This is a genomic window from Gloeocapsa sp. DLM2.Bin57 (genome assembly GCA_007693955.1).
Classification (GTDB): domain Bacteria; phylum Cyanobacteriota; class Cyanobacteriia; order Cyanobacteriales; family Gloeocapsaceae; genus Gloeocapsa.
In genome coordinates, this window is the sequence record RECR01000034.1 from 1 (window position 1) to 10,431 (window position 10,431).

Genomic DNA, 10,431 nt, shown 5'->3' on the forward strand with positions numbered 1-10,431 from the left:
CTAAATTTAGGATCTCATGATGAGGTCTATTAAACTTACATCTTGCACCAGAACAAAAATCTGACGGGGTGACAGGGGGGCTGAAAAACTTGTGGAGATTGAGGTTTGGATCAGGCGTACCGCGAAGCGAATCCCTTCGGGACACCCCAGGTATGATACCTGGGTGTGGTTGTGCATCTTTGACCTGGTTTAAGTGCATGAAAACCTAGGTCTTTCCCCTCAGCATCAGCGGTTTTAATAGTTGCAAACACCATCTCAGGATTAACAGGAATTGGTTCATTATGAATCCTATTCAAGAACATTTAACTAAAATTAGCGGTTTTACTCAGTTACTGATTTATCCAAACTCTTGTTCAATGATCCGCCAATTAGCAGAGGTTATTTTAGGATTTAAACTCAACTTACTGATAATTCCCTCCAAAAGTTTATCATCGCGGGTTTGAGTTACTATTTCTGCTTCTACCTCCACCTTATCGGGAGCATCTTCTAAATCCTCACTACGCAAAGAAAGCAATTTCAATTTATCATTATTTAAAGATTGCAATAAGAAAGATCTAGCCTCGGCTTCATAATCACTGTAACAAATTAGAGAACATTGATAACATAATTCTATTTCTGTGTTCTGCAAAGGTTGCTGATTAATTAGATAACCGAGGGGGCGTAAAATAGTATTAGCAATTAAAACAGCCAAAGCACCCATAAAAGCTTCAGTAAAATAACCTGCTCCCGAGAGACTCCCGATCGCCGCAGCACACCAAATAGTAGCTGCTGTATTCAAACCACGTACGCTTAATCCTTCTTTGAGAATTACACCCCCTGCTAAAAAACCTATTCCCGAAACAATTTGAGCAGCTACACGAGTAGGACTAGAATCATCCGGAGTAAGTACAGATAACATCACAAATAGAGCAGCTCCACTAGAAACTAGTGTGTTGGTACGTAATCCTGCTAAACGTTGTCGCCATTGACGCTCTAACCCTAAAGCAGAGCCAAGTAAAAAAGCAACTAGCAGTCTAATAGCAAATTCTAAATTTTCCATGATGAGCAGATTCTAAGCTACTAACCAAGATACTAAGGAAAAATAAATCCATAGTCCTGTAAAATCCTTGATGGTGGTAATAAAAGGATCAGCTCCAGGTGCGTGATCAAAACCTAATTTTAGCATTACCCAAGGTAAAATAGCTCCTAAAAACGCTCCTAACGTAACCACACAAATTAGAGAAATTGCCACAACCATACCTAATAGAGGAAGGTTATTGGGTGCACCTTGCCAAAAATAAGCAATAATCCCTGATGCTGCACCTAAAATTACTCCCATAATTAGACCAATACGCGCTTCACGGAGTAAATAGGGAAAAAAACGATTGACGTTGATGTGATCCCAAGCTAATCCCCTAGCAAAGACAGTAGTAGATTGAGTACCAACGTTCCCCCCCATATCCATGACTAAAGGAATAAATATAGCAGCTGCCGGAATTGCCCCCAGAACATCTTCAAATTGCTCAATTACCCCTCCAACTAACATTCCGCCAATTAAAGTGATAATGAGAAATAAAATTCTTAGTCTGATTGCATACCAAGATGAACCACGAATTAAGCGATCGCTCCAGACTTTATCACGACTTAAGAGATTACCTACCCCTGCTTGAGCTAAGGCTGCATCTGTAGCCTCTTCTTCCACAAGATCGATAACATCATCAAAGATAATATCTCCTATTAAGCGTCCTTCATTATCTAATACCGGAATCGCAGGAAGATCATTATTTTTGAGGATGCTAACGGCTTGTAAATTGCGCGCAGTGGCTGCTACAGCAATTTCTTGCCCTTCTACTAAACTACTAATTGGTTGATTTTTCTCGTATTTGAAAAGACGAACTGTTCGGATAAAGCCACGATAAAATCTTTCTTGATCAATCACAAAAATAATTGCTAATTGATTGTCGGTGAGATTGGATTGACTAACTGCTTCTATAGTATTCCCTACTGTATTGTTATCTTTGAGAGCAAGATAGCGTAAATTCATCATTCGACCCACGCTATTTTCAGGATAACCCAACAATAAATCTACTGCTTGTCTATCTTCGGGATTGAGATTAGCAATCAGTCTTTTCGTTATTTTGGCAGGTAATTCATCAAACAAACGAACCCGATCGTCTGCTTCTAGTGTATTTAAAAGATTCATCACCTCTTGACTTTCCATCGTCTGAATCATCTCTGCTTGATCTTCGGGGCGCAGATACTCAAATACCTTAGCTGCTTTATCTTTCTCTAATAATCGAAATGCTAAGACCCTTTTTTCGGGTTCAATTTCCATCAATAACTGTACTAATTCAGCTGCAGGAAAACGATTCGCCTCCTTTTTAGCTGCTTCTAAAGCATTAGGTTGTAATAAATCTTTTAAGAGATTTCTTCTTGCCATGACTCACCTCCATTTGTGCTTATGACAATATTGAGCCACTTTTCATTCGTGGCTTTCAGATTAAGGCTTATTAAAGTTACAAGAATAGCCCACAGTTAGCCTTTTCTGCTTCAAAAAAGACTATAATTATCATTAATTAAAACTGTTTTGGTTAAATCTTCTGATCTTGCAGTCACCGTAGTTAGGGATGACCAAAGATAAAACCAATTACTTTTATCTAGTCAACAACTAACCACGGATGCTACTATGATGAGAATCTCCGTCTTCTAAAACAGTTTCTTGAAGCATAGTTAAACTACTACTGCCAGAAACATCCATTGACTTTTTTCCTTAAAAACTAACTTGGCTCTAAGAGAGCTTCTGCAAGCCTAACAATTTTTTCCGAATTTGTCAAGGTTTTGAGCAAAATTTTCAACTTGGCTGCGTCTTTTACCCTCAGCATCAGCGGTTTTAATAGCTGCAAACACCATCTCAGGATTAACAGGAATTGGTTCATTATGAATGGTTTCACCTTCAGTACAGGATGCTTTGGCTACTTCCATTAACTCTTCATCCCTTACCTCGGCTAAACCAATATCAGCTAAAGTAGTAGCAAGACCGATTGATTCACAGAAACTATAAACCTCCTCGATGATTTGACTAGGTTTATCCGTCAAAAATAAAGAAGCCAATGTACCAAAAGCTACCTTTTCACCATGATAATTTTGATTATCTCTATTAGACTCTTTAAACCCATTTAATATTACTATCTAAATAATCATGACTGCTTTTTCAACCAAAAAATTCTCCCCATGAAAACAGATAGTCTCTTTTATAATATTTTTTAACATTTCCTGAGACATTTTTTGAATTGATAGGTTTACCTGCTACTGTAACTAGTCAATATCAATTCACTTCCCGAGAAGTTAAACAACTCTCATTTCGTTTAGATGGGCTTTTTTACCCTAAATTGGCACAAACAGGTCAAACTTTTTATCTACTTGAAGTTCAATTTCAACCCTACCCTGATTTATACTATCGTATTTTTGGGGAGCTTTTTCTCTTTCTGAGGCAATATAAGCCTTTACCAACTTGGTCAGTAGTAGTAATTTATCCTAACTCTCGTGTAGCTAGAGAAGTACCAGAACATTTTCAAGAACTTACTTCTCAATCGAGTTAAAGTTATTTATCTAGACGAATTACCAGAAAATGTGGATTCTTTGGGTATAGAGTTACTGAAAATCATCAGAGCAGATGAAGAATCTCTACAGAGGAGAGCACGTTCCCTGATAAGTCAGGCTAAAATAAAATTGACAGATGAGAGTGTTCAACAAAACTTTATTGAATTAATCGAAAAAATCTTAGGAGAAGCTTTATTGGATTTTCACCAAGAACAAGATTTGTGCAATTGGTTAAGCAGCAATAATTAATGATCCAGGTATTAGGTATATTGTAGGGTGGGTTAGCGACAGCGTAACCCACCTACTCAATCATGGTGGTGCGTTTCCACATAGGTTGCTATGTAAATACAATGGTTACAAAAAAACCACCCTACAGGTCTATTTTTTCGTTTTCTTAAGTAGAGGAAGAAACCCAGCAACTGTTAAAGAACCTAAAATTGTTAAAGGCTCAGGTACTACTCGTTCTTCTATTGACCAATCACTACTATTGTTTTCGGCTGTTACATTTGCGGTTACCTGAAAAGGAGGAATACTTGTTGGAATAGTGCGTGTAACAAAAACATCTATTTCACTTATTGAGGAACTATAACTGCCTGCTGGTAGTGGAGTACCAACTGAACTAGCAGCTATAGGTATTGTAACAGTATGTGAGGTATTTTCATCCAAGAAGCCTAATGATTTTTCTCCAAAAATGGGAAAATTAACACCATGGTGTGTAAATGTACCATCTACAGTGGCTGTAAAAGTACCAAATTCATCCGAACCTAAATCAAATTGAAATTCAATATTTCCCCCTACAGAACCTGATACGCTTCGAGTTTGTCCTGGTTGTACCTGAAAAACTTCGCCAGGGCTAGGTGTTATTACAATGGTCTCGGACACATCGGTTATGCTCGCGGCTTCCACTTTGCTAGCATAGCCTATCAATAACAAACCCGCAAACAAAATAGTACTGTTGATTTTTTTTGTAACATTTAGTTTTACCGAAACATTTTTATCAAGGGTAAACTAATTAATTCAAAAAATCAACTAGAACTGAGGTAAGACTCAAGATAATGCGCCTATCTGTTATAATCTAGCCATTGGTTAAGAAATCTTTACTATTTCACCCGATGGATACAAAAGCTTTTAAACGTTCACTACAACAATCAGAAAACTACCACCGTCGTGGCTTTGGTCATCAAGCAGAAGTCAGTGGCGTTTTGAATCAGGAATATCAGAGTAATCTCATTCAAACCATTCGCGATCATAATTATACCTTGACTCAAGGTCAGGTAACTATTCATTTAGCCCAAGCTTTTGGCTTCTGTTGGGGAGTTGAACGCGCTGTAGCTATGGCTTATGAAACTCGTCAACATTTTCCCACAGAACGAATCTGGATTACTAATGAGATTATTCATAATCCATCGGTTAACCAACGTCTTAAAGAAATGTCAGTAGGTTTTATAGAGGTAGAAGCAGGAGAAAAAGACTTCTCAGTGGTAGAGTCACAAGACGTGGTAATATTACCAGCTTTTGGCGCAAGTGTAGAGGAAATGCAGTTATTAAACTCTAAAGGTTGTACAATCGTAGATACTACCTGTCCTTGGGTAGCTAAAGTGTGGAATTCAGTAGAAAAACACAAGAAAAAAGACTATACATCCATTATCCACGGAAAATATAACCACGAAGAAACCATCGCTACTAGTTCCTTTGCTGATAAATATCTAATCGTCTTAAATTTAGCCGAAGCAGAATACGTCGCTGAATATATCCTCAATGGAGGAGATAAAGCCGAATTTCTGCAACGGTTCGCCAAAGCTTACTCACCAGGATTTGACCCCGATTTAGACTTAACCCGTGTCGGAATAGCCAATCAAACCACCATGCTGAAAAGCGAAACAGAACAAATAGGTAAACTATTTGAACATACAATGCTCAAAAAATATGGACCGTTAAATTTAAATGAGCACTTTATGAGTTTTAACACCATCTGTGACGCCACACAAGAGCGCCAAGATGCTATGTTTGAACTAGTAGAACAAAAATTAGACCTAATGGTAGTAATTGGGGGTTATAACTCCTCTAATACTACCCATCTTCAGGAAATAGCCCAAGCTAGAGGGATACCTTCTTATCATATCGATAGCAGCGATCGCATCGGCTCTGGAAATAAAGTAGAACATAAACCCCTAGGAAAAGACCTAGAAATTGCCGAAAACTGGCTACCAGCAGGAAAAATCACCGTAGGAGTCACATCAGGAGCATCCACACCAGATAAAGTAGTAGAAGAGGTAATCCAGAAGATTTTTAACCTCAAAAGCTAGTTAAGGTTACCAAAAAAAAGTTAACAAAAATTATAATAAGATAGAGCTTTCTAGAGAGAAAATTATTAGGCATGGGTAGAGTAGTAGGCATAGACTTAGGCACAACTAACTCCGTAGTAGCAGTGATGGAAGGGGGAAAACCACTAGTAATCGCTAATTCCGAAGGAATGCGTACTACTCCCTCAGTAACAGGGTTTAATAAAGACGGTGAACTAGTAGTAGGACAATTAGCCCGTCGCCAAGCGGTGTTAAACCCTCAAAATACCTTTTATGGAGTAAAAAGGTTTATAGGTCGTCGCTATGCTGAACTAGAGACAGAATCCAAACGAGTTCCCTACACTATTCGTAGTGATGAGACGGGTAATATTAAAATAAGATGTCCCCGTCTGAAAAAAGAATTCGCCCCAGAAGAAATCTCAGCAATGGTATTGCGCAAACTAGCAGAAGAAGCTAGTCGTTATCTCGGTGAACCAGTAACAGGCGCAGTTATTACCGTACCCGCCTATTTTAACGACTCTCAACGCCAAGCAACCAGAGACGCAGGGAGAGTAGCAGGATTAGAAGTATTGAGAATAATCAATGAACCTACCGCAGCCTCCCTAGCTTATGGTTTAGAACAACGGAGAAACCAAACAGTCTTAGTTTTTGACCTTGGGGGAGGAACTTTTGACGTTTCTATCCTAGAAGTAGGAGACGGAGTCTTTGAAGTTAAAGCTACTAGCGGTGATACCCAACTAGGGGGTAATGACTTCGATAAAAAAATTGTCGATTGGTTAGCTACAGAATTTGAAGCCAAAGAAGGTGTAGATTTAAGACGCGATCGCCAAGCTTTACAACGTCTGATCGAAGCAGCAGAAAAAGCCAAAATAGAACTTTCAGGAGTTAGCGTCACCGAAATCAATCTCCCCTTTATCATCGCCACAGAAGATGGACCAAAACACATCGAAACTCAACTCAGTCGCGCTAAATTTGAGGAACTCTGCGAAGACTTAGTTAGTCGGTTGCGTCGTCCCGTCAAACGCGCCTTTTATGACGCTAATATTACTCCTGCTCAAATTGACGAGGTCATTCTCGTAGGGGGAGGAACGAGAATGCCTATGGTTAAAGAATTAGTTAGAAGTTATATTAACATAGAACCCAACGAAAACGTTAACCCCGATGAAGTCGTAGGCGTTGGCGCCGCTATTCAAGCAGGTATCCTCCAAGGAGAAGTAAAAGATATTCTCTTATTAGACGTAACCCCCCTATCTTTAGGTATCGAAACTACAGGGGGATTAATGAAGAAACTCATCCCGAGAAACACCACTATACCTGTGAGAAGATCAGATATCTTTTCTACCTCAGAAAATAACCAAACCATGGTAGAAATACATATACTCCAGGGTGAGCGGGAAATGGCAACAGGTAACAAATCCCTCGGTAAATTTCGTCTGACGGGAATTCCCCCAGCCCCTAGAGGAATGCCACAAGTACAGGTAGCTTTTGATATAGACGCTAATGGGATACTCCAAGTAACCGCGGTAGATAAGACTACAGGAAGGCAGCAAAGCGTAATTATTCAAGGTTCTTCTACCCTCACCGAAAGCGAAGTAAATCGCATGATTACAGAAGCGACTCAATTTGCCCAAGAAGATCGCGAACGTAAAGAAAGAATCGAAAAACGCAACCGCGCTAAAACTCTAGCAGATCAAGCCCAAAGAAAACTAAAAGAAGTGGCTTTAGACTACGGTACTCAATTTGCTAGTTACTATCGTCGTCGTATCGACGCCCTCTGTCAAGATATCCTCGATAGTCTCGAAAAAGGAGACGAAAGACGCTTAGATAGAACTCAAGCAGATTTACAAGACGCACTCTACGAATTAAACCGGGAAATAAGACTACAATATGAGTCAGAAGAAGATGAGGGTTTCTTTGCTTCTCTGCGTCGTACTTTAATTGGGGATGAAGAGGAAGAAGATGACCGCTATTATTCTTCTAGAGATTATTATCGCGATGACTATCGTTCCTCTCCTCGCTATCCTACAGAAGATAGGTATAATAACCCAACTAGAGGTTATCGGGAAGAACCACCAACTAGAGGTTATCGCGATGAGTATGAATCTAGAAGTGGTTATCGGGAAGAACCACCGACTAGAGGTTATCGGGAAGAAACCCCTAGAAACGGTTATCGGGAAGAACCACCGACTAGAGGTTATCGGGAAGAACCACCAACTAGAGGTTATCGGGAAGAACCACCGACTAGAGGTTATCGCGATGATTATGAATCCAGAAAATCTCCTAAAAATGATTACCCACCTCAGAGTAATTCTTCCTACAATAAAAAACGTGGTCGAGGTAATAATATTCCCTATGAAAATGACTGGGATGAGGAGGACGATGAGTGGTTTTAGAACAGCGCAAAAGTTCTCTCAGATAAATAAATATGCAAAATCGTAATTATTACGCGATATTAGGAGTTCCTAGCAACGCAACTCAGGAAGAAATAAAAAAAGCCTTTCGGAAATTAGCCCGTCAATATCATCCTGATGTAAATCCTGATGATCAATCAGCAGAAGAAAAATTTAAGAATATTAACGAAGCTTATGACGTTTTACACGATGAGGAAAAAAGAAAAGCCTATGATAGTCAACAAAAACTAAATACTCGTTTATGGAATAAAAATGGCGCAAAAAGAACTCCATCTAATCCCGTAGCAGAAAAGATTAGAGAAAGAGCCACCTATTTTAATAAAACACAAGAAAGACCAACAGAACGAGTTAGAAGTCAAACAACAGCAGCTTATCGCCCAGGAACAACCAAAACCGTTAAAAGCGTTTCCTCAGCCCCAAAACCAAAGAATATAGAAGCGAGATTGACTTTACCCCTAGAAAAAGCCTATACAGGAGGAAAAGAAAGAATACGTCTCGAAGATGGGCGATCGCTAGAAATCGAAATGCCACCAGGTATGTTCGATGGTCAAAAAATCAGACTTAAAAATCAAGGTATCAATGGAGGAGATTTATACCTAGAGATTACTATCTCTCCCCATCGTCTTTTTACCCTAGAAGATTACGATATTTATTGTCAAATACCTATCACCCCAGCAGAAGCAGTGATAGGATGCGCGATCGAAGTTCCTACCATTGATGGACTCGTCAAAATGAATGTACCCAAAGGAGTACAATCAGGACAACGTTTACGTCTAGCCAATAAAGGTTATCTAGATCGTCAGGGAAATCGAGGTGATCAACTCGTGGAGATTAAAATAGTTATACCCAAAGAAATTAGCGAGGAACAATTAAAACTATATCAACAGTTGAGAGAGATAGAAACCTTTAATCCACGTAAACACTTATTCAACTAAACAAATGACAGCTTCTCCCTTTGACCGTAAAATGATGCAACGAGCTTTAGAATTAGCCCGTTTAGGTTGGGGTAAAACTAGTCCTAACCCCATGGTAGGTGCGGTTATCGTCCAAGGTGAACAGATTGTCGGTGAAGGTTATCATCCTGCGTTAGGTCAACCCCACGCCGAAGTGTTTGCTCTCAAAGCAGCCCAGGAAGCAGCACAAGGAGCAACTATGTACGTTACCCTAGAGCCTTGTAACCACTACGGACGCACCCCACCCTGTACAGAAGCTGTCATTCAACATGGTATTGCTAAAGTAGTCGTAGGTATGGTTGATCCAGATCCTCGGGTTTCAGGTACGGGTATTCAACGTCTAGTTGAAGCAGGAATAGAAGTAGTAGTTGGGGTAGAAACTCCAGCTTGTCAACAGTTAAACGAGGCTTTTATTCATCGTGTTACTCAATGTAACCCCTTTGGTATCTTAAAATACGCTATGACCCTAGATGGTAAAATAGCCACCTCAACGGGTAATAGCGCTTGGATAACAGCAAAAGATTCCCGAGAATTCGTCTATCATATTCGCGCGGGAGTAGATGGAATTATTATTGGGGGTAATACCCTGCGTCGTGACAATCCTCATCTTACTACTCATGGAATCAGCGATCGCAATCCCTTAAGAATTGTCATGAGTCGTAGTTTAGACTTACCCCGAGAAGCCAATCTTTGGGACATTAAGAACGCACCCACCCTGATTTTTACCGAAAGGGGTGCTAATCCTGACCTTAAAGCACATTTACTGCAAAAAGGTATCGAAATCGTTGAGTTAGACTCTCTACAACCCTTAACAGTATTGCAATATCTATCTAAACGGGATTTTTCCTCTGTGCTATGGGAATGTGGACAAAAATTAGCAGCAGCAGCTATTAACACAGGAGCAGTACAAAAAGTCATGGCTTTTATCGCTCCTAAAATTATCGGTGGTGAAAGCGCACCATCTCCCGTAGGTGATTTGGGTTTACTAGAGATGAATAAAGCTTTAAACCTTAATCAAGTTACCCTGCGTCAATTTAAAGATGATTTCTTAATTCAAGGGTATTTTTAGGGTGTAGGGTGTAGGGTTTTAGGTTTTATTATGCCTATATATCATACTCCCCCTCTCCCCCCTCACAAGTGTAGGTTTTTTACAGAAAAGTTATCATGAGGTAAGACAAGGGAGAC

9 protein-coding genes and 1 pseudogene are annotated in these 10,431 nt (G+C 39.7%); 5 read left to right on the forward strand and 5 right to left on the reverse strand.

Annotation, left to right across the window (positions count from 1 at the left end; genetic code table 11):
* Positions 1–110 precede the first annotated feature (110 nt).
* The 4 genes from EA365_01375 to EA365_01390 form a co-directional block, all read right to left on the reverse strand.
* Positions 111–302 (reverse strand): hypothetical protein, encoded by a 192-nt coding sequence (locus tag EA365_01375; protein ID TVQ48519.1) that lies wholly within the window; start codon positions 300–302, stop codon positions 111–113.
* A 35-nt stretch (positions 303–337) separates the two neighbouring features.
* The gene (locus EA365_01380) at positions 338–1,039 is read right to left on the reverse strand and encodes an MgtC/SapB family protein (GenBank protein TVQ48520.1); all 702 of its coding nucleotides are present in this window, start codon (positions 1,037–1,039) and stop codon (positions 338–340) included.
* A gap of 12 nt (positions 1,040–1,051) precedes the next feature.
* The gene (gene mgtE, locus EA365_01385) at positions 1,052–2,419 is read right to left on the reverse strand and encodes a magnesium transporter (protein TVQ48521.1); all 1,368 of its coding nucleotides are present in this window, start codon (positions 2,417–2,419) and stop codon (positions 1,052–1,054) included.
* A 368-nt stretch (positions 2,420–2,787) separates the two neighbouring features.
* Complete coding sequence (locus tag EA365_01390; GenBank protein ID TVQ48522.1) at positions 2,788–3,168, reverse strand: iron-containing alcohol dehydrogenase; 381 nt, start codon at positions 3,166–3,168, stop codon at positions 2,788–2,790.
* Positions 3,169–3,210: 42 nt separating this feature from the next.
* Here EA365_01390 and EA365_01395 point away from each other — a divergent pair.
* Positions 3,211–3,828: pseudogene (locus tag EA365_01395) on the forward strand (DUF2887 domain-containing protein).
* A 129-nt stretch (positions 3,829–3,957) separates the two neighbouring features.
* Here EA365_01395 and EA365_01400 read toward each other — a convergent pair.
* Positions 3,958–4,539 (reverse strand): PEP-CTERM sorting domain-containing protein, encoded by a 582-nt coding sequence (locus tag EA365_01400; GenBank protein ID TVQ48523.1) that lies wholly within the window; start codon positions 4,537–4,539, stop codon positions 3,958–3,960.
* 152 nt (positions 4,540–4,691) lie between these two features.
* Between EA365_01400 and EA365_01405 the strand changes: the two genes are divergently transcribed.
* From EA365_01405 to ribD, 4 genes are all read left to right on the forward strand, one after another.
* A complete protein-coding gene (locus tag EA365_01405; protein ID TVQ48524.1) occupies positions 4,692–5,885 on the forward strand; it encodes a 4-hydroxy-3-methylbut-2-enyl diphosphate reductase in 1,194 nt (397 codons plus the stop codon).
* Positions 5,886–5,956: 71 nt separating this feature from the next.
* On the forward strand, positions 5,957–8,275 hold the full coding sequence (dnaK, locus tag EA365_01410) for a molecular chaperone DnaK (protein ID TVQ48525.1): 2,319 nt from the start codon (positions 5,957–5,959) through the stop codon (positions 8,273–8,275).
* A 32-nt stretch (positions 8,276–8,307) separates the two neighbouring features.
* Positions 8,308–9,228 (forward strand): J domain-containing protein, encoded by a 921-nt coding sequence (locus tag EA365_01415; GenBank protein ID TVQ48526.1) that lies wholly within the window; start codon positions 8,308–8,310, stop codon positions 9,226–9,228.
* A gap of 4 nt (positions 9,229–9,232) precedes the next feature.
* The gene (ribD, locus tag EA365_01420) at positions 9,233–10,315 is read left to right on the forward strand and encodes a bifunctional diaminohydroxyphosphoribosylaminopyrimidine deaminase/5-amino-6-(5-phosphoribosylamino)uracil reductase RibD (protein TVQ48527.1); all 1,083 of its coding nucleotides are present in this window, start codon (positions 9,233–9,235) and stop codon (positions 10,313–10,315) included.
* Positions 10,316–10,431: the final 116 nt, after the last annotated feature.

Excerpts from the sequence above, each read along its gene's own strand:
- ribD (TVQ48527.1), top strand. The coding sequence starts at position 9,233 with ATGACAGCTTCTCCCTTTGACCGTAAAATGATGCAACGAGCTTTAGAA.
- mgtE (TVQ48521.1), bottom strand. The coding sequence starts at position 2,419 with ATGGCAAGAAGAAATCTCTTAAAAGATTTATTACAACCTAATGCTTTA.
- EA365_01405 (TVQ48524.1), top strand. The coding sequence starts at position 4,692 with ATGGATACAAAAGCTTTTAAACGTTCACTACAACAATCAGAAAACTAC.
- EA365_01375 (TVQ48519.1), bottom strand. The coding sequence starts at position 302 with ATGTTCTTGAATAGGATTCATAATGAACCAATTCCTGTTAATCCTGAG.
- dnaK (TVQ48525.1), top strand. The coding sequence starts at position 5,957 with ATGGGTAGAGTAGTAGGCATAGACTTAGGCACAACTAACTCCGTAGTA.
- EA365_01380 (TVQ48520.1), bottom strand. The coding sequence starts at position 1,039 with ATGGAAAATTTAGAATTTGCTATTAGACTGCTAGTTGCTTTTTTACTT.
- EA365_01415 (TVQ48526.1), top strand. The coding sequence starts at position 8,308 with ATGCAAAATCGTAATTATTACGCGATATTAGGAGTTCCTAGCAACGCA.